Origin of the sequence: Paraburkholderia phymatum (genome assembly GCF_038900715.1) — a bacterium.
Taxonomy (GTDB): domain Bacteria; phylum Pseudomonadota; class Gammaproteobacteria; order Burkholderiales; family Burkholderiaceae; genus Paraburkholderia; species Paraburkholderia phymatum_A.
Map to the genome: position 1 here is coordinate 1 of NZ_JAYMRZ010000050.1, position 19867 is coordinate 19867.

The 19867-nt window shown below is 61.2% G+C and carries 18 protein-coding genes; 13 read left to right on the top strand and 5 right to left on the bottom strand.

All coding sequences use genetic code 11. The features are described 5' to 3' along the window. The 6 genes from VSR68_RS41765 to VSR68_RS41790 all read left to right on the top strand — a co-directional run. The coding region (locus VSR68_RS41765) for a DUF6429 family protein (RefSeq protein ID WP_342945282.1) at positions 1-104 on the top strand (104 nt) is incomplete at its 5' end. 413 nt (positions 105-517) lie between these two features. Beyond that, positions 518-985, top strand: coding sequence for a hypothetical protein (locus VSR68_RS41770; protein WP_342945266.1), 468 nt, complete (start codon positions 518-520; stop codon positions 983-985). A 128-nt stretch (positions 986-1113) separates the two neighbouring features. Further along, positions 1114-1824 carry a hypothetical protein gene (locus tag VSR68_RS41775; RefSeq protein WP_342945267.1) on the top strand — a complete coding sequence of 237 codons (711 nt, stop codon included), beginning with the start codon at positions 1114-1116 and terminating at the stop codon, positions 1822-1824. Between the two features lie 239 nt (positions 1825-2063). After that, positions 2064-2717 carry a peroxiredoxin gene (locus tag VSR68_RS41780; RefSeq protein ID WP_342945268.1) on the top strand — a complete coding sequence of 218 codons (654 nt, stop codon included), beginning with the start codon at positions 2064-2066 and terminating at the stop codon, positions 2715-2717. Between the two features lie 176 nt (positions 2718-2893). Continuing rightward, positions 2894-3964 (top strand): rhodanese-like domain-containing protein, encoded by a 1071-nt coding sequence (locus VSR68_RS41785; RefSeq protein ID WP_342945283.1) that lies wholly within the window; start codon positions 2894-2896, stop codon positions 3962-3964. A gap of 284 nt (positions 3965-4248) precedes the next feature. After that, positions 4249-5439, top strand: coding sequence for a glycosyltransferase family 4 protein (locus tag VSR68_RS41790; RefSeq protein ID WP_342945269.1), 1191 nt, complete (start codon positions 4249-4251; stop codon positions 5437-5439). Positions 5440-5461: 22 nt separating this feature from the next. Here VSR68_RS41790 and VSR68_RS41795 read toward each other — a convergent pair whose 3' ends face one another. Then, positions 5462-6904, bottom strand: coding sequence for a PLP-dependent aminotransferase family protein (locus VSR68_RS41795; RefSeq protein WP_342945270.1), 1443 nt, complete (start codon positions 6902-6904; stop codon positions 5462-5464). A 258-nt stretch (positions 6905-7162) separates the two neighbouring features. Between VSR68_RS41795 and VSR68_RS41800 the strand changes: the two genes are divergently transcribed. The 3 genes from VSR68_RS41800 to VSR68_RS41810 all read left to right on the top strand — a co-directional run bounded on the left by VSR68_RS41800 (position 7163) and on the right by VSR68_RS41810 (position 11104). Next, positions 7163-8611 carry an amino acid permease gene (locus VSR68_RS41800; RefSeq protein ID WP_342945271.1) on the top strand — a complete coding sequence of 483 codons (1449 nt, stop codon included), beginning with the start codon at positions 7163-7165 and terminating at the stop codon, positions 8609-8611. Next, on the top strand, positions 8611-9843 hold the full coding sequence (locus VSR68_RS41805; protein WP_342945272.1) for an FAD-dependent oxidoreductase: 1233 nt from the start codon (positions 8611-8613) through the stop codon (positions 9841-9843). Before VSR68_RS41800 ends, VSR68_RS41805 begins: the two co-directional genes overlap by 1 nt. Before the next feature lie 100 nt (positions 9844-9943). Beyond that, positions 9944-11104 (top strand): branched-chain amino acid ABC transporter substrate-binding protein, encoded by a 1161-nt coding sequence (locus tag VSR68_RS41810; RefSeq protein ID WP_342945273.1) that lies wholly within the window; start codon positions 9944-9946, stop codon positions 11102-11104. Positions 11105-11206: 102 nt separating this feature from the next. Here VSR68_RS41810 and VSR68_RS41815 read toward each other — a convergent pair whose 3' ends face one another. The 3 genes from VSR68_RS41815 to VSR68_RS41825 form a co-directional block, all read right to left on the bottom strand. Continuing rightward, on the bottom strand, positions 11207-11671 hold the full coding sequence (locus tag VSR68_RS41815) for a GNAT family N-acetyltransferase (RefSeq protein WP_342945274.1): 465 nt from the start codon (positions 11669-11671) through the stop codon (positions 11207-11209). A 155-nt stretch (positions 11672-11826) separates the two neighbouring features. Next, positions 11827-12582, bottom strand: a complete 756-nt coding sequence (locus VSR68_RS41820) for an alpha/beta hydrolase (protein ID WP_342945275.1) — start codon at positions 12580-12582, stop codon at positions 11827-11829. Then, on the bottom strand, positions 12579-13391 hold the full coding sequence (locus VSR68_RS41825; protein WP_342945276.1) for a DinB family protein: 813 nt from the start codon (positions 13389-13391) through the stop codon (positions 12579-12581). Before VSR68_RS41825 ends, VSR68_RS41820 begins: the two co-directional genes overlap by 4 nt. A 540-nt stretch (positions 13392-13931) precedes the next feature. Between VSR68_RS41825 and VSR68_RS41830 the strand changes: the two genes are divergently transcribed. After that, entirely contained in the window at positions 13932-14621 is a 690-nt protein-coding gene (locus tag VSR68_RS41830; protein WP_342945277.1) for an HAD family hydrolase, read from the top strand. A 1167-nt stretch (positions 14622-15788) separates the two neighbouring features. Here the strand turns inward: VSR68_RS41830 and VSR68_RS41835 are convergent. After that, the gene (locus VSR68_RS41835; RefSeq protein WP_342945278.1) at positions 15789-16817 is read right to left on the bottom strand and encodes a GlxA family transcriptional regulator; all 1029 of its coding nucleotides are present in this window, start codon (positions 16815-16817) and stop codon (positions 15789-15791) included. Positions 16818-16926: 109 nt separating this feature from the next. On the opposite strand from VSR68_RS41835, the gene VSR68_RS41840 reads away from it, so the two are divergent. From VSR68_RS41840 to VSR68_RS41850, 3 genes are all read left to right on the top strand, one after another. Continuing rightward, entirely contained in the window at positions 16927-18036 is a 1110-nt protein-coding gene (locus tag VSR68_RS41840) for a cis-3-hydroxy-L-proline dehydratase (protein WP_342945279.1), read from the top strand. Between the two features lie 135 nt (positions 18037-18171). Further along, complete coding sequence (locus tag VSR68_RS41845; RefSeq protein WP_342945280.1) at positions 18172-19107, top strand: ornithine cyclodeaminase; 936 nt, start codon at positions 18172-18174, stop codon at positions 19105-19107. 122 nt (positions 19108-19229) lie between these two features. Beyond that, a complete protein-coding gene (locus tag VSR68_RS41850; RefSeq protein WP_342945281.1) occupies positions 19230-19808 on the top strand; it encodes a LysR family transcriptional regulator in 579 nt (192 codons plus the stop codon). The last annotated feature ends 59 nt before the right edge of the window (positions 19809-19867 follow it).

Below are 19867 nucleotides of genomic sequence, written 5' to 3' on the forward strand. Positions count from 1 at the left end.
CTGTCAACAAGACGAAGTCCGTGATCTTTACCGAAGAGGGATTGCGCGAATCCGAGCGGCTCTTTAATGAGCATTTCGTCATTCCGGAAACAACCGGAAATTAATTCAACGAACTTCTAACTCAGGACAGTAGAATGGCTGCGAAAGATTTTCGCTTGCCTGTCTCGGGCAACAGGCCGCGCGCGCTGAACGGATCTGCGTGCGGGACTGCCCGTGCGATCGCATTGCAAAGAGTAATCGAGTTGTCGTGGGCAGCCAAGGGGCGATGAAAAGCTTCACGCTCGATGCCCGATTATCGGCGAGCCTATTCGTGTGAACGGGTATACCCCATTGCACTTTATTCCCGTTGCAATCGCTCGCGCGCGGATCGTCTAGCAGTCGATGGCGCCGGATACAGCACTGAGCCACACGTATCGTGTATTCGCCGCTCCGCGTCGACGTTCGCAGTCGAACGCGCGGCCGCTCTCGATGCCTGTCCGCGCTGCTTTTTTTTCGGATCACTCAGCGGGAGGCCAGCATGAAACGTTCCGATACATATGCTGCCGCGTTCATATTCCGTGGATTTCTGGCCGCGACGCTTGGCGCGACGAGTTCAATGGCTTTGGCGGCCGCAAGCGAAGGGGCCGTGTCGAACATCGCGACGGAACCTGTCGCGTCCAACGTTGCCGCGCCTTGTCTCAAGGCCGCATCGGCGGGCAACGGACAACTGACGTTGCTGGTCCAGGCGCCGACAGGCAGCGCCGTGCAGCTTACGTACGCCGCGAATGACGGATGGAGCGCAAACCCGGATACGACTGCTGCGGGACAGGACGCCGGGCGCATCGGACCCGTCGACGTATCGCACTCCACCGAAGACCCCGGCTTCGATCAACCGCCCGGCAAGCCGATGACGGTGTTCATCGACGGGCCAACCGGCTTCACCTACTTGTGGAGCCGGGAGCGCGGCTGGACGTTCGTCGGTCGGCTGACGGAGCGGATTCAGTAGTGCCGGCGACGTCGATGGTCGCGAACGGCCTCGCGGATCAGGCCTAAAATCACGAGCAGTGCCCGCGTGTTTCATTCATTTGTTTGCGCGGGACGCTCGTGATCGCTTCCATCGACGGCAGACGGCCCATGACCCTTCGCGATGCGCGTTTCGTTCGCACGACGCTGGCTGCACTTTGCGCGGCTTCTCTCGCGACGCTCGGCGCGTGCGGCGGCGGCAGCTTTTGCATCGGGTTCGATAGCTGTACGGCTTCGAACACGCAAAGCGTCACGTTGTCCGGTACGGCCGCGACGGGCAGGGCGCTGGCCAGCGCGAACGTGAGCGCCAGCTGCGCGCAGGGTTCGGGCTCGACGCTATCGGACGGCGGCGGACACTACAACGTCACGTTCAATGCGACGCCTCCGTGCATCGTGACCGTGACCTCCGGCAGCACGACGCTGCATGCGCCGGCATTCGCCAGCGGCACCTTCAATACGACGCCCGAGACCGAGCTGATGCTCGTCTATCTTGCTGCGCAACTGGGTACGAGCGAGGCCAATCTGATCGCGGGCTTCCCGGGCAACGCGCAGTTCCAGAAGGTGCTGTCGAACCAGGACGATGTGCTCGCCGCGCAATCGGCGGTCGTGACGGATCTGCAGCAGCACTATGCCGTCACGTTGACGGTGCCCGCGTTTCTGACGACACCTTTTGTCGTCGGGCAAGCGGGCGTCGACAGCGATCTCGACACGCTCGCGAAAGCGGGCGCCATCGACGCGAACGGCCTGCCCGATCCCGCCGCCGTCTCGTTGATGGCGACGGCAGGCCAGGCACGTCCCGTCACGGCGACATCGTCGCCTTGATCCGGCGCGGGCGGCGCGATGTAATGCGTCGGATCGCCGCGTGCTTTTCTTTACTGCGGCCCCATTGTCTGTGCAGCAAGAAAGCGCTCGTTCACATCCGGTTCGCGAAAGCTGTAAATTGTTCTACGCTATATAAGCTATGCGCTGAACGTTTCAATCCCGTGTTTAACGCCGCCGCTCGGGACGACGGCGGCGGTTCATTGACGCAACTGCTCGCACCTTTCTTATGGAGGATGAAGATGGCGATTCGACTAGGAGAAGAAGCTCCCGATTTCACCGCGGAAACCACCGAAGGCACGATCCGTTTTCATGAATGGATCGGCGACAGCTGGGCGATCCTGTTCTCGCATCCTAAGGACTTCACGCCTGTCTGCACGACGGAGCTGGGCTATATGGCGGGGCTCAAGCCTGAATTCGAAAAGCGCAACACGAAGATCATCGGACTCAGCGTCGATCCCGTCAGCGATCACACGAAGTGGGTCAAGGACATCGAAGAGACGCAGGGCCATGCGGTCAACTATCCGATGATCGGCGATGCGGATCTGCACGTCGCGAAGCTGTACGACATGATCCACCCGAATGCGAGCGGCGGTCCGCGCACGGCCGTCGACAACGCAACGGTACGCGCGGTGTTCCTGATCGGACCGGACAAGAAGGTCAAGGCGACGTTCGTGTATCCAATGAGCTCGGGCCGCAATTTCGACGAAGTGCTGCGCCTGCTTGATTCGCTGCAGCTCTCGGCGAAACATACCGTCGCAACGCCTGTGAACTGGAAGCCCGGCGACGATGTGATCATTCCGACTTCCGTTTCCGACGATGCCGCGAAAGAGAAGTATCCGCAGGGATTCAAGACGTTGAAGCCTTATCTGCGCTACGTGCAGCAGCCGAAGTGAGCGCTTGATCGATACGCCGATGCGCGCGCGTTCGAAACACGCGCGCGTGTCGGCGCGATACCCGTTTGACAAGGACGATGACGGCGATGGCCGCATGAATGGCCGCATACACGGGGCAAGCCGATGAAGCCGATACCCCACCGCTTCCTGATACAAGTCGAGAGAACATAAGCGTGCTGATCTTCAGACAGCTGTTCGACCAGCAATCGTCGACCTACACCTATCTGCTCGCCGACGGCGGCACGCGCGAGGCCGTGGTCGTCGATCCCGTCTTCGAACAGGCGCGGCGCGATGCGGCGCTGCTCGACGAACTCGGACTGCGTCTGCTTTATACGATCGACACGCACGTTCACGCCGATCACGTGACGGGCGCATGGATGCTGAAGCAACGCACCGGCAGCGAGATCGCGATATCGGCGGCAAGCGATGCGCAGGGCGCGGACCGCTATCTGAAGCACGGCGACACGATCGCATTCGGCGCGCGTCATCTCGAAGTGCGCGCCACGCCCGGCCACACGAATGGCTGCATCAGCCTCGTGCTCGACGATCAGTCGATGGCCTTCACCGGCGACTGTCTGCTGATTCGCGGCACCGGGCGCACCGACTTCCAGCAGGGCAGTCCGCATGCGCTCTTTCGCGCGGTACACGGGCAGATTTTCTCGTTGCCCGAAACATGTCTGCTCTATCCGGCGCACGACTATCGCGGCCTCACGGTGACGAGCGTCGCCGAAGAGAAGCGCTTCAATCCGCGTTTGGGCGGCGAGTTGTGCGAGGACGATTTCGCGGGCTATATGACGAACCTCGGGCTTGCGCATCCACGGCAAATCGATGTCGCCGTGCCTGCGAACATGAAGTGCGGTGTCGCGGCAAGCGATCCGTCGAAAAAGCCCGAGCCCGATTGGGCGCCTTTGACATACACGTTTGCCGGCATCTGGGAAATCCATCCGCAATGGCTCGAAGAACATCTGCAGTCGGTGCAGATCGTCGACGTGCGCGAGCGCGATGAATACGACGGACCGCTCGGCCGCATTCCCGAAGCGAAGCTGATTTCGCTCGGCGAACTGGCAGCACGCGCGAAGGAAATCGGCAACGAGCGCCCGATCGTGACCGTCTGTCGCGCCGGTGGACGTTCTGCCCAGGCGACGGTGATTCTGCGTCAGGCCGGATTCGAAGACGTCGCCAATCTCGCGGGCGGGATGTTGCGCTGGCGTGCCGAAGGACGCGTCGTCGAGAACGGCGGCGTGTAGCACGCGGCGAATTCCGTTACTTGTATTTGCCACCTGTATTTGCCACATAGCGTGTCGGTCGGCTCCTGTCCGTCCGGCAGTGGTCTGACGACCGTATCCGGCCCGTAAGGTGCCGTAAGGTGCGGCTCGTCATATCTATGTTCCTTTTGCCATTTCATCGCTGTTTTCGGACGCGGCACCAGATGGACACATGCATGCGCCGCCTGTTGAGTTAAGGTCAGTCGAAAGCATCCGTTCGAGCAATCGTCTGGCGTTCATCGTCAACATCGGTCTGGAGGGTGTGCATGCGTATGATGTTTGTAATCGGACATCTGGGTGACTACCACGTGCCGCGATACGAAGCGCTGAAGAAACTCGTCGAGCGGCGAGGCGACGAGATTTTCCTCGTCGAGATCTTTGGACGCTCGGGCGTCTACGCTTTCCCTCAACTGACCCGCGACGCCTTCTTCGGCAAGGAGCCGGCGCGCGCCGTCACCCTCCAACCCGACACCACCGATGCCGGCGGACACTGGCCCAGCGTCGCGTACAAGCTCGCCGGCATCGCGCGAACGTTGCGGCCCGATGTCGTCGTCACGCTCGGCTATCACACGCCTTACTCGCTGTGGCTCTATCTGATCCGACGGACAGCGGGCACGTTCCGCATCATCTACATGTCCGATTCGAAGCTCGATGACGGCGTGAGGCATCCCTTCAAGGAACGCCTCAAGCGGGCGCTCGTGTGCCGCTTCGACGGCGCGCTCGTCGCGGGCGAACGGCATCGCGCTTATGCGCAGACGCTCGGCATTCCGCTCGAACGCTCGCGCGTGGGTTTCGACGTGATCGACGTCGAGCGCTTCGCGCGGCTCGCGGACAATGCGCGCGCTTCCGAATCCGAAACGCGCCGCCGTTACGCGCTGCCCAGGCGCTACGTGCTGTGCGTGAGCCGCTTCGTGCCGCGCAAGAACGTCGATGTGGTCGTCGATGCATATGCGCGGACGGGACTCGCCGATAAAGGCATCTCGCTGGTGCTGATCGGACACGGGCCCGACATGCGCGCGATCGAAGGACGTGTGTCGAGCATGCAGCTCGACGGGAACGTGCGCTTTCTCGATCCCGTTCCGAATGCGCAGATGCCCGCCGTGTACGCGTTGTGCGACTTCATGGTGCTCGGCAGCGAGTTCGATCAGTGGGGACTGTGCGTCAACGAGGCGTTCGCCGCATCGAAGACGGCGATCGTCACGCAGACATGCGGCGCGGCGGGCGAACTGGTGAAAGACAGCATGAACGGATTCGTGGTCGAGCCGGGCAACGCCGATGCGCTCGCGGAGAAAATGCAGATGCTGGCGCTGAACGATGCGCTACGGGACGCGATGTCGAAGCGGGCCAGACAGTCCGTCGACAAATGGAGTCCCTCGATGTTCGCCGCGAATCTGATGGAACTGGCCGACCGGCTTCTGTGTTCCGAGCGGCGCGTGCTCGTTTCCGCGAAGCGCTAGCCGCGCAGCTTGCGGCGCAAAGTCAGATCGTGCCGAACAACGCGCGAGGACGATCGCGCAGCGCTTGCGCGAGCGTTTGCAGCGCGCTCACCAGCTGCTCGCGCGACGACGCGCATGCGAGGTTGATCCGCACGCCGTGCTCGACTTCGGCGCGGTCCACTGCAAACGCCGACGAAGGCATCACGACCACGCCGCGCGCTTTCGCGTTGGCGGCGAAGTCGTCCGCGCGCCACGGCGGCGGCAGCCTGAGCCACACGAACATGCACGCGGGATCGGAGTCGAGCCATTCCTGCGGCAGAATCTGGCGCGCCAGATCGTGCCTCACGCGAATCTCGGCGAGCTGTGCGTCCATGATGCGGCGCGCGGTGCCGTCTTCGATCCATATCGTCGCGATCAGCATCGACATCGGCGCGGGCATCCACGCGGTCGTGCGCACGGCTTCGGCGGCGAGCGCGGAACGCTCGGGCGGGCTCAGCAGATAACCGAGCCGCAGTCCCGGCGCAAGAATCTTCGAAGTCGCGGCGATATGGAACGTGAGTTCCGGGCACAGGCTCGCGAGCGTCGGCAGGCGCTGCGAAACGAGCGGACCGTAGACATCGTCCTCGATGATCGCGACGCCATGCCGGCGCGCGATATCGACGAGCGCCACGCGCCGTTCGAGGCTCATCGTCGTCACGGTCGGGTTCTGCAGATTCGGCACCGTGAAGATCGCCTTGACGGGCACACGGCCGCAGATGCGCTCCACTTCTTCGGTGATGAGCCCGTCGCGGTCGCTCGGCACGCTGACGATCTCGAACTGGAACACGGGCGCCAGTGCTTTGAGGCCGTAGTACGTGAGACGGTCGGCGATGATCACGCCGTCCGTGCCGATCAGGCTGTTGAGCACGGCATACAGGCCGTGCTGCGCGCCGCTCGTCACGACCAGGTGTTCCGGCGACGGCGTGAAACCGGGCGCGGCCGTCCACTTCACGCCGGCGGCGCGCGCCCATGCGGGCCCCTGCGGCGGCTGATATTCCTGTAGCGACGCGTAGCGCGAATCGCGCGGCAACTCGGCGAGCGTGGCGGCGAGGCACGCCAGGAATTCACCCGTCGCGGGCCGGTTGACGGTCAGGTCGATTGCGCCGCCCGGCGTGGCGTTGGGCGCCGCAGCTGTTTCGACGCGCGGCATCGCACCGCCCGTCACGAGCGAGCCGCGCCGCTTGCTGCCGATCACGAGCCCGCGCAGCTGCAATTCCTTGTACGCGCGCGAAACCGTCGACACATTGATGCCGAGTTCCGTCGCCAGCTGACGTTGCGGCGGCAGGCGGCTGCCCGGCGGATAGACGCCGCCGCGAATCTCATCTTCGATCGACGCCGACACCTCGATGTAAGTCGCGCGTTTTGTCTGGACCTGGTCGCCGTTTGTCTGGTCGACTTCGTCCGCCGCACCGTTGCCGTTCGCTGTCTTGGGTTTGCTGGAAGCCATTGTCTTGCCCTGTCTCCATACAAAACAGGTTTTGTCTGCCTGTTTGTGCCAGTTCGCCGGATTTTATACCAGATATGCATCTTTGCCTTGATTTTCAACGGTGGCAAGGAACGCGCCCATCTTGGCCAGGGAAAGTCCTGGACCACACAATGAGGCTTTTAATTGCACACAAAAAAATGTTGTGTGATTCTTTGAATCAGGTTGTGCAGGTTTTGTGTGGTTTTTGAATCGCTGGATCGGGCTGCAAGGAGATTACGCATGGCAGAGAGCAGGACAAGCGGGCGCGCATCGCGCGGCACACAGGACGACGCGGCGCCGCGTCTCGGCGTCGCCTTGCGTCAGCGGCACGTCACGATGATTTCGCTGGGCGGCATCATCGGCGCGGGGCTTTTCGTGGGCAGCAGCGCGACGCTCAGCACGGTCGGACCGGCAGCATGTCTGTCGTATCTCGTGGCAGGCATCGTCGTGCTGTTCGTGATGCGCATGCTCGGCGAAATGGCGCTGGCCGTGCCGGGCGTGGGCTCGTTCACCGAATACGCGCGCATCGGGCTCGGCGACTGGGCGGGCTTCACGAGCGGCTGGCTCTACTGGTACTTCTGGGTGATCGTCGTCGCGGTGGAAGCGGTCGCGGGCGCGGCGATCCTGCAACGCTGGATTCCCGCGCCCGTGTGGATGATCGGGCTCGTGCTGCTGTCGGTGATGACGTTCGTCAACCTGATGTCGGTGAAGTCGTATGGCGAGTTCGAATTCTGGTTCGCGTCGATCAAGGTCGCGGCCATCATCGTCTTTATCGCGATCGGCGCCGCGTGGGTCTTCGGTCTCGGCCATACGCACAGTGCAGTGCGCAATCTGACGGCGGCGCAGGGCTTTCTGCCGTTCGGCGCGATGTCGGTGTTCGCGGCCGTGCCGACGGTGATCTTCGCCGTCGGCGGCGCGGAAATCGCGACCATTGCCGCCGCCGAGTCCGATAACGCCGCGAAGAGCGTCGCCGCGATGACGCGCTCGGTGATCCTGCGCGTCATCACGTTCTATGTCGGCTCGATGTTCCTGATCGCGTGCATCGTGCCGTGGACCAGCATCGTCACGGGCCATTCTCCCTTCGTCGCCGCACTCGAAACGATGCGCGTGCCGGGCTCGGCGGACATCATGAACGCAATCGTGCTGGTCGCCGTGTTGTCGGCGCTGAACTCGGGGCTGTACGTGTCGTCGCGGATTCTGTTCCGTCTCGCAGGCCGAGGCGACGCTCCGCGCGCGCTGTTGCGCCTCACGCCGTCGCGCGTGCCGCGTCTCGCGGTGCTGCTGAGCAGCGTGGTCGGCTATGTGGCGATCGTCGCGGCCATCGTGTCGCCGCAGGGCGTGTTCCTGTTTCTCGTGAACGCATCGGGTGCCGTGATGCTGTTCGTCTATCTCGCGACGGCGCTCGCGCAGATTCGCATCCGCCGGCGTCTGGAGCAAAAGGGCGAGAAGCCCGAACTGCCTGTGTGGCTCTTTCCGTGGCTCTCGTATGCGGTCGTGGCGGCGATCGTCGGCGTGCTGATCGCGATGGGCACGGATGCCTCACTGCGTCCGCAATTGATGGCGAGCATCGCGAGTCTCGCGGTTGCATCGGCGGCGTGGCTGCTCGGCACGAAACGGCGCAATGTGGATGAAGGCACGCGCACGGGTTATCTCGCAGCCGACGCACGCGCGATGCAAGGAGAGCGTTGATGGCTGAAGTGGGCATTGTCGGCGCGGGTTTCATCGGGCTTGCGAGCGCCGGCTGGCTGATGCGCGACGGGCACCGCGTGACGCTGTTCGATCCGTCCGGCGTCGCGCAGGGCGCGTCTTACGGCAACGCGGGCACGTTCGCGCCGTATGGCTGCATACCCGTGAACAACCCGTCGGTGTTCCGCGATCTGCCGCGCTTCCTGCTGTCGAGCGAGAGTCCGTTCCGCTTGCGCTGGAGTTATCTGCCGCACGTGCTGCCGTGGCTCGTGCGCTTCATGATCAGCTCGACGCAGCGCCGCTACGAAGCAAGCGCAAGCGCGCTCGCCGCGCTGCTTGCACAGGCGCAGGCCGGCTACGCGCCGCTGCTCGAAGAGCGCGATCTCGCGAGGTTCGTGCGGCCGCGCGAGTGCCTGTATCTGTATTCGAGCGGCGCGTCGTTCGATGCGTCGCGTGCTTCGCTGAATTTGCGCGAGCGGCTAGGCGTGTCGTTCGACGTGTTGTCGGGTGAAGAGGTGCGCGAGCTGGAGCCTTCGCTCGCGCCGATCTTCGAGCGCGGCGTGCTCTTTCGCGACAGCTGGCATTTCTCCGATCCGCAGGGCTTTCTGTTGTCGCTCTACGACGTGCTCGCGGCGCGCGGCCTCGAACTGGAACGCAAGAGCGTGAGCGCGCTCGCGCCCGTATCGGACGGCGTCACGCTGACGACCGACGACGGCACGCCGCGCCGCTTCGATCACGTCGTCGTCGCGACGGGAGCGCGCTCGGCGAAGTTCGCGGCGCAATGCGGCGACCGCGTGCCGCTCGATACCGAGCGCGGCTATCACGTGCGCTATCGCGGCGCGTCGCAACTGATTTCGCGGCCGGTCGGCTGGGCCGAGCGCGGCTTCTACATGACGCCGATGGACGAGGGCATTCGCGTCGCCGGCACGGTCGAGCTGGGCGGCTTCAGCGATGTGCGCAACCGTTCGCTGCTCGATCTGCTGACTTTTTCATCGAAGCGCGCGTTGCCCGCATTGCAGCAGCCGGACAGCACGTGGCTCGGCTTCCGGCCCACGCTGCCCGACGGCGTGCCCGTGCTCGGCGGCTCAAGCGCAAGCGAGCGCGTGATCTACGCATTCGGTCATCAGCATCTCGGGCTGACGCTGGCGGGCGTGAGCGGGCGCATCGTCGCGGATCTCGTCGCTCGGCGCGCGCCGCCGCTCGACCTGACCCGCTACGCGGCGACCCGGTTCTGAACGGACACACACCGGACACACAAGGACGACTTCGACGCGTCGCGCATCGGGTCAGTCGACAGGCAAAACGCGCGGCATCTTCTATCGACAGGAGCGCATCATGAATCGACGTACATGGATCATCAGGCTGGCGGTGTGCGCTCTTGCAGCGCATGCTTCGTTCGCCGCTTCAGTTGCATCGGCCGCCGATCCGGAAGTGGTCAAGATCGGCTTTGTCGGCCCGCTGACGGGGCCTGTCGCGCGCGTCGGCAAGGACCTGCAATACGGCGCGCAACTTGCCATCGACGAAGAGAACGCGAAGCATCCGACCGTCGCCGGCAAGCCCGTCAAGTTCGTGCTCGACGTGCAGGACGACCAGGCCGATCCGCGCGTCGCGATCCAGGTCGCGCAAAAGCTCGTCGACGATGGCGTGGTCGGCGTGATCGGCCACTACAACTCGGGATGCAGCATTCCCGCATCTGCCGTGTATCACAACGCCAACGTCGCGATGATCACGCCGGGCTCGACCAATCCGCAACTCACGAAGCAGGGCTTCAAGAACGTGTTCCGCACGATGGGACATGACGGCGTGGGCGGCGTGGTGGCGGGGCACTTCGTCGTCGAGCAGATGAAGGCGAAGCGGATCGGCATCATCGACGACCGCACGGCGTTCGGTCAGGGCCTTGCCGATGCGTTCGAAAAAGGCGCGAAGGAAGCGAACGGCAATATCGTCGATCGCGAATTCACGAACGACAAGGCCGTCGATTTTCGCGCGATCCTGACTTCGCTGAAGAGCAAGAACGTCGATCTGATTTTCTTCGGCGGACTGGACGAACAGGGCGCGATGCTGGTCAAGCAGATGCGCTCGCTCGGCATGACGGCGCAACTGTTCGGCGCGGGCGCGCTGAAGAGCAACGCGTTTCTGCAGATCGCCGGCGCTTCCGGCGAACGCACGCAGGATCTCGAACCCGGTCCCGCGCTCGACAAGCTGCCCGCCGCACAGGACTTCGGCAAGCGCTACAAGGCGCGCTTCAACCAGGACGTCGAGCTGTACGCGCCGTTTGCGTATGACGCCGCGCTCGCGATGCTGAAGGCGATCCACGACGCGAATTCACTCGACAGGCAGAAGATCGTCGAGAGCCTCTCCAAGGTTTCGCTGACGGGCGTGACGGGCAAGATCACGTTCGATCCCTACGGCGATCTGATCAAGCCGCCCTATACGCTGTTCCAGGTCGAGCAGGGGCAGTGGAAGAGCATCAGGACCGTTGGAGGCGGAGTCTGATCGTGGGCTGAGCGATGGTGGTGCGGCGTGCGCGATGTGTATGGCGCGCGCCGCCGCTGCTTCGCGCGCCGCTGACGCATCATCGAAGCGCAATGGATCGCTTCACAAATCCAGCTCGAGAAAACGCGTGCCTTCGACGGGATTGAACACATACGCCGAGATAGGCCTGAACCCAAGCGACGCGTAAAGCTGCTGGGCCGCCTGCATGGTCGGCAGCGTATCGAGCCGCATCTTCCTGTAGCCCGCTTCTCTGGCCGCGTGCACGACGGCTTGCGCAAGACGCCTGCCGACCTGCTGGCCGCGGCCTTCCTCCCGCACATAGAGGCGCTTCATTTCGCAGATGTCGTACTCGAACGGCCGCAGCGCGACGCAGCCGATCACGCGGCCATCGCGCCACGCGAGCAGAATCGCGCCGGCCGGTGGCGCATATTTGCCGGGCAGCGAGGCCAGTTCCGCGTCGAATGCCTGAAACGACAGATCGACGCCGAGGCTGTCCGCGTACTCGCGGAAGATGACGCGCACGGCGTCGAGATCGTCGGGGAAGCGGGCGGGGTGGATGGATGTCATCGAGGGGATGGGCGGACGCGTCGGTGGTCCTTTGATAGGACGATAGTACGCTGGATGCGCAGTGGGAGGGCAATGAAGCTGCGTGCGCGTCATGCGCGCGAGCGCGGTGCGCCGCATGCACACATGGTTCGCGCCATCGACGGAATTGGCGCGTATCAGTCGAGACAGTGTCGCAGCGCGGCTGCAAAGGCATGTGGCCGCTCCAGCATCATCATGTGCCCGGCTCCTTCGATGGTCTGGAAGCTCGCGCATTCGATCGACGCCCAGTCCGGTGTATGCCAGCCGCTGCGCGAATGCTCGCCGGCGATCAGGTGAACGGGATGCGTCCCGAAGACCTCGCGCACGGTCGAAAGATAACGCTTCTCGCCCGTTGTCGCGACGACGGATTGCCCCATCGCCCTTAGCGTCGACGCCGGTTGACGCGCGAGGCTGTGCGCGGCCGCATCGCGCATGTCAGGTGTCACATCGACTCCGGCGCCGCGCAGCCATCCGAGCGGATCGCTGCGTAAGCGTTCGAGCAGAGCGTTTGCATCGGCGTCGCTCATGTGGCCGACCGACGCCGACCAGAACGCATCATCCAGCGTGAAATTGCCTTCGATATTGACGATCCTTCTCACACGCTCCGGATGCGCGTGGGCAAGCAGCATCGCGATTGCGCCGCCGACGGAGTGTCCAACCACATCGACCGCTTCGTCGCCAAACTGTTGCTCTATTGAACGGCTGATGTGCTCTGCTTGCGTGCGAAGGGTAATCGCGTCGAAGGGGACATGCTGGTGTTCGCCATAACCCAGCAGGTCCGGTGCGAGCACGCGACGTGACGGATGCTTAACGGTGTGATCCTCAGCGAACTCCGCCGCGCTCAGCGGACCGAAAAAGCCATGAACGAAAACAACAGAAGGACGAATGCTCATGCTCGTTTCTGGCCTTTGCGTCGATTCTGCTTCTGCTTCAGTTCTGCCTCCAGTTCATCCATTTCCAGAACGTGCGTGCGGTCGTGATCGAGAAGTTCGCGCACGAGTTCTTCTAGCGTCATGCGCCTCGTGCCGTCGCGCAGGCCGCAACGCCTGAGTTGCCCGGGCTTCAGCTTCTTCAGCGTCGCGCACAGTTGCTTGCGCGATTGCGCGAACGCGTTGACGGCTGTCGTCATGTCCTGATGCAGATAGTCGCGTTGTTCCGCAAGTGCCGTTCCGTCAACCGAATCGATTACGGGCAGATGCCGGTTCCGCACTGCTGCGATCCGGTCTGCAAAGATCGCGTCGAGGTCGCGCAGGTGACAGGCGTGCTCGACGGGCGCAAAACCCGTACCCTTCGGCCGCTGTGACCACTGAGCATTGGGTATGCGCAAGGCGAAACCGGAGAGCGCGGCGGGCATCTGAGAGAGCGCATCGATAACGCCTTCGAATGGCAGCAGGATCGGCTGCGGGCTGAATACCGCGCCATAGCTGAACAGCAAACCGCCGACACGTCCGCGTGCCTGCGTTACTTCGTGCCCGTGTTGTCGCATGACTTCCGCGATCATCGCGCCGCAGAACTGACGCGCCGTCGTGTCCTGCTCGACCTCGGGGAATTTCTCCCCGATCTCGTCCGTGACCGCGGCGATAGCCGCGACGCCCGCGCGCGAGAGGGCGGCGAACTCGATGTAGCGATCCGGCCCGACGAGCAGTCTTTCGAGCTGCTGTCCGAGCGGAGTCGTTCTGAAGCGGTCGAAGCGGGAATGCATGGGGAGCCGATCTGCCATAAACATATAACGTCGCAAAACGATACGTTACGATGTGGTACCAGGTCAAGTCATGCCGCTTCGATTCGTTTGCAGACCACCTTCTAGTACTCGCACAAGCGCAACTAACTGTCCGCCGCGCCCCCTCACCGCTGGCTGCTACGCAGCTCAAAACTGCCTACACGCCACCCGGCCAATACACCTTGCACACACGCCGCACAAGAGCCAATTCGCCCGTGCCTGTCGGCACATGAAGGGAAGGGAAAAAGCGAGACAACCGCTCCCGTCACCCTCATCGACACATCTTCGACGACAGTGCTAGTCTTTCCGCTGATCGCGCGTTGGCCGGGACAGCGAACTTCGTCGCTTCTTCGAAACTCCCGGCGCAACACGATGCGCGGCAGGCAGGCGGCACTCGCGCGCTGTGCTCGCATCAAGCTTTCGCGCGCAAGAGCACAAGAGCGCAAGGGCCCCCAAGTCACAAGAAGCTCCGCCGACCTGCTCAATCGATACGATACCGACGACCGATGCGAGGTAACGTGCATGAACACACCATCAAGCAACGACGTTGTCTTTCTGTTCGATGTCGACAACACACTGCTCGACAACGATCACGTCCTGCAGGATCTGCGGATGCACATGACGCGCCAGTTCGGCGAGGCCAACAGCTTGCGCTACTGGCAGATCTTCGAAGACCTGCGCGGCGAGCTCGGATACGCGGACTATCTCGGCGCATTGCAGCGCTATCGACACGAGCGTCAGGACGACACGCAGTTATTGCTGATGTCGTGCTATCTGATCGACTATCCGTTTGCCAACCGCATTTTTCCGGGCGCGCTCGATGCGCTTCGCTACGCGAGCCAGTTCGGCCGGACGGCGATTCTCTCGGACGGCGACGTCGTGTTCCAGCCGCGCAAGGTGTCGCGCGCGGGGCTGTGGGACGAAGTCGAAGGGCGGGTGCTGATCTACATCCACAAGGAACAGATGCTCGATGACGTAATCGCGCACTTTCCCGCACGGCACTATGTGATGGTCGACGACAAGCTGCGCATCCTCACGGCCATGAAGGAGCAATGGGGCGACCGGCTGACCACGATCTTTCCGAGGCAGGGCCACTATGCGCTCGACGAAGCGGAGATCGCGAAGTATCCCGATCCCGACGTCACGATCGAACGGATCGGCGAACTGACGTCGATCGACTTCGACGGATTGGCGGCGAAGCGACGCAAGTAGCGCACACGAAGCAAGACGGAAGCGATACGTGCGCGTCAAGCACGCAAAGCACCTTCAGTCGATAAGTGGCCCGGACACACGCGTGGGCCGAGAGTCGCGATGACCCGAGCTAGGGCTGACTACCGGGAATCGGTCGACAAGTGAATGGTGGCAAGTTTCCGCAAGGTAGTCGTACTAGTCGCGACGATCATCTTTACGGTGACTCTCTTCTTGTGATGAAGACTCGGGTTTGCTTTTCTCGCTTCCCTGGTCTTCCTTGGGGACATATTTTCTTGCCGGGCTCAGTAGCCGGCTCACACCATGGTTTAAGGTCCTGTTCCGCTTGCTCTCATTGGCGTGAACCGGTTGCAGTCGTCACGGATAAGGGAGCATCGGTTATAGCTCTATTTGATTCAAATATCTGAGCAGACGATCAAGAAGCAAAATAATCACGTCACCGGCGCGAGGCAAATCCTTTGTGTGTGACCCGGGGCCTCGAAGCCAGGTGAACCTCAACAGCGAAGATCTTCAGGTTCACTTCAAATTGAGCCTCTATTTCCCTTCGTGGTTGATACTCACTTCCGCCGCCGGCTTGGCCGAAGAACAGACATAGTCGTAAAGGTCAGGACCTTCCGAATTAGGTGTAACGTTAAAGAGCTTAGAAGCATCGACATTCAGCGGAATTAGATTGCTATCTGTCGTGTGCTTTTTCGTCGTGAAGTACCTGGTATTCTCGCTGACTGCATACGTGATCGATACCGGACAGTCGTAGCGGCTGGTCGATGACGCAACATCATCCCGGTGAGGTTGCCGACAAATCAATCAACACAGCAGTCCTGCCGAATGGCTCGCAAAAAAACCGAACCGGCGGCGATGTCCTCCACCTGGAGATTTGCCGTCTAAAGTTTCGGCGCAATCTTTATTTGCGGTTCAATATTGTCTCTTCCTGCTCGTTATATTCCATGCTGGTTCGCTCCGAAACCGGTCAGGCGACGGATGCATTTCGGCCTTTGCGGTCATTGAAGCTGGCTGCGTTCTACGTCAGCGGTCTGGCGGATTGTGGACGTTTGCGACGTCGCCCGGTTGGACTCCAACCGTGTCCATCAGCAACGAGCTCACGCTCTCGACCCCGCAACGTCCGCTCCGGATGTGCAAGCGTCGCTCGCCTTACTGAATCACGGAATCGGCTCAATGCACTCCAAAGTCTGACTGAAGCCTTCTCAGCTTCGAGGGGGTGACGTTGAATTCGCGCTTGAACCAATGTATGAGATGTGAGCTGTCTGTAAAGCCGCACTCGTATGCGATCTGCGTAATCGACCGGTCGCTGTTGACCACCATCCATTTGGCGGCATTCAGGCGCATGCCCCTCCAATACTGAAGAGGCGCGACGCGCAGATGCTTCCTGAAGAGTCGGGTAAGTTCGCGCTCGGTCGTTCCGATCGTTCGTGCAATCCCGGCAATTGAACCTGGCTCAAATGTTCGTTGCCTCATCAAGCCGACTGCGTTCACGACCCGCCGGTCCGAGCAATGCAGGCCGATCTCCGAGTTGTCCTTCATAGCCTGTATTTCTTCGAATCCTCGATCGGCCATCAAATAGTGAAGTGCCTTGTGCGATCGCGTATTGCCGCAGTTGGTCGTAACCAGGTGCATTGCAAGGTTGATCGCCGCAAGACCGCCCGGGCATGTAATGAATCCGCCGTCCACTACGACAGGGGCATCCGTCACAGCGATGACGTCCGGAAAGTTACTCTGCATCGCTTGCGCGAGCGAGAAGTGAACAGCACATCGTTTTCCGGCCAAATAGCCCAGTTCGGCAAGAATGAATTGGCCGGTGCACAGCCCGATGACGGGGACGCGTGCTTCAACGCAGGATTGTATAAATCGGTAAAGCTCGTCGGGGATCGGCTCTGCACTATGCAGCAGGCCGCCGTGCACCACAACGTAGTCATATTCAGATGGATCGCCGAAGAGTTTGGTCGGCAACATCGGGAAACCGCAACTCGATCGGACGGGAGAAAACTCGTGAGACAGAAGGTCCCACGAGCAGTAGATTTGCCTGCTGAAATCCGACTCGTCTGCCGACAATCGCAGAAACTCGACGAAGCACGAAAGGGGCATCAGGGTGAAGTCCGGAGTCGGTGCTATGCCAATTCTGAGCGGCGTCTCGACCTCTGGCGCGGGCTTGCTCGGTCGCAGAAAAGAGTAATCGCCCCGCATTCGTTGTCTCCATTGCCGTGCCGCCGATTGTCCGAAACATACAATTTTTTTCAAGCACGGGCAATTATAGTTTTCCGCATCAACACGCAAACGGCACGGAGGTGCCATCTTGAAGATCACGAAAATCTCGCTCTACCAGGTAGACCTACCGTTGAAAGAGGGTTCTTATAGCTGGTCGACAGTCTCCTTTGCCTCGTTCGACTCGACGGTGATCGTCGTCGAAACGGACGCTGGACTCACCGGTGTCGGCGAGATTTGCCCGCTCGGACCGTCCTATCTGCCTGCCTATGCTGAAGGCGCTCGCGCGGGCCTCATCAAGATTGCCGAAGGCCTGATTGGCGAAGACCCGTGCCAGATTGGTCGGATCAATGTCCGCATGGACGAGCTTCTCAAGGGTCATCCGTATGTGAAGTCAGCGTTGGATATGGCTTGCTGGGACATCCTGGGCAAGGCGACCAGCCAGCCGGTCTACAACCTGCTCGGCGGGCGTCTGCAAGACACGGTCAAGCTCTTCAAGGTCGTGAGTCGGCAAGACCCCGATGCGATGGCGAAAAAAATCCGGGAGTATCAGAACCAGGGATTCAAACAGTTCCAGATGAAGGTCGGTGCGGGCGCGGATTCGGATATCGAGCGAATCCGCAAGGTGTCTGCTGAACTGCGCCCCGGCAATGTCCTGGCGGCAGATGCGAACACCGGTTGGCGGCAGCACGAAGCGCTGCGCGTTGTCAAAGCGATTCGGGACGTCGATATCTACATCGAACAGCCGTGCCCCAGCTATGAGGAATGCCTCACGGTCAGGCAGCATACCGATCATCCAATGATCCTCGACGAATGCATGGAAGACATTCGCATGCTGATGCGTGGCTGTCAGGACCGAGCGATGGACGTGGTCAATCTCAAGGTGAGTCGTGTAGGCGGTCTGACGAAGGCCAGGCAATTCCGTGATCTTGCTGTGACGATGGGAATTTCGCTCACCATTGAAGACTCGTGGGGCGGTGAAATTGCGACTGCCGCGCTTTGCCATCTCGCGCACTCGACACCGTCCGGTTTTCACTTCCAGTCGTCGGCTTTCCATGAGTATCACAGCCTCACTGTCGCTTCAGGGGGGCCGGAACTGAACGACGGCTACATGTCAGTCTCGGCTCAGCCGGGTCTCGGCGTCTCGCCAAAAATGGACGTTCTCGGTGATCCTGTTGCCGTCATCGGTCAATCAGCTTGATCCGGACCGCGCACGCAGCGAAGCGCTCGATTGTCTTCGCAATCGAGTACTCACTCTCTCCAACCCTGCACAGAAGTGGCTTCTCCACCATTAGTTCAGGAACCTGACTTTCGGAAAGAAAGAGGAAGTGACCAGATGAGCGCTGTGATGTTGTCCGTGCGAGATATTCGTTCAGTCATGACGTGGGAACGCGCTATTGAGGCACTTCGTGACGGTCACCGTGGGGCGCGGCCTCGCACTGCAGATCTGCTCCTTCAAAGCGGTCCGTTCAGCGTGTTTTCGCGAGGCGTCGTGCTTCCCGGCTACGGAGCAGGTGTCAAGGTCTGTTCTATCTTTCCTCCAAATGCACATAGAGAAACACCGCTGCCGACCGAGGACGCCATCTTCGTTGTGGTCGACGAAGACACGAAGTCCATCTCATGCATCCTCGACGGCCCGGAAGTCACGCGCTGGAAAACCGCAGCGGACTCGGCGCTGGCATCAGCATTACTGTCCGCCAACGACAGCAAGACCCTGCTCGTAATTGGAGCGGGCCCTATTGCACTAGCGTTGGCGCAGGCGCATATCCATGTCAGGCCATCCATCAAGCGGATCATGCTATGGAACCGCACGCCGCAGAAGCTCGATAGCGTTGCACGGTCATTGATGCAATCAGGCCGGACGATTGACGTGGTCACGGATGTTAACGATGCAGTATCACAAGCAGATATCATCTCGGCGGCCACGGGCTCCGTCAGTCCGATCATCAAGGGTCGATTCTTAAGGCCCGGCGCACACGTCGATCTCGTCGGTGGATACCGGCCTGACATGCGCGAGGCTGACGACGACGTGATTGAACAATCCGACGTTTTTGTCGACTTCAGAGACACAGCAGTCGAGGCTGGAGACATCATGCAAGCCATTGCCAACGGCTCGCTGGCCCGAAGCGATATCAAGGGTGATCTTTTCGAAATGGTTCAGACTGCGCCAAAACGGAGCGGAAAGGCAACCGTGTTTAAAAACGCGGGTGGAGCGCACCTGGACCTTCTCATCGCGTTGGCGGCTGCGAAAGAATTGGGAGCCAGCGTATAAGAGCGGTGCCGAAGACCAGCTCGGTCCGTGAGGGACGGCTATCGGCTCTGCGTCGCGTTGGACGCTTCAGAATGTGCGGACAGCACTGTCCTGCTGGATTGGGCCACAGAAAGATTCAGACCATGCCGAAAATGCGGCCTTTCGCCGACCGATTGCTTGCCCAGATGCCGTCGCTTAGAGCGCTGAGGTGCTTCGTGACGGCCGCACGCTACGAGAGTTTCACACAGGCGGCCGAAGTTCTCTGTGTCACTCAGGCGGCGATAAGCCGTCAGATCAAAGAGCTGGAGGATTCGCTGGACATCGTTCTTTTCGAACGTTCAGGTCGGCACATCGCGCTCACGGAAGCCGGTAGGATTTTATATAACACGTCATACCTTTCCATCATGAACATCGCCGAGTCGGTCGAGGTGCTGCGCCGGCATGGAAGAAGCGTACTGATCATCTGCGTGTCTCATGCATTTTCCGCGTTGTGGCTCGCGCCCCGCCTTGCGGCATTCCGGGAACAGTTTCCACATGTGAGGCTTCATGTAGTGGTCACCGACCATTACAAGGAGTTCGACGGACTCATCGACCCGGACGTGATAGTTACTAAAAACCCGCCGCGAGAAGCGGAATACACGGTCGAAAGACTCTTCGACGGCGATCTCATAATGCACCTCTCACAGTTGAATGTTGGACTGCTACGGTTGAAGATGCCCTGAATTGCGGATCCAGTTCTGAAGCTGATGCTCTTTCGTGGCGTCCAGGGTGATCCACCACG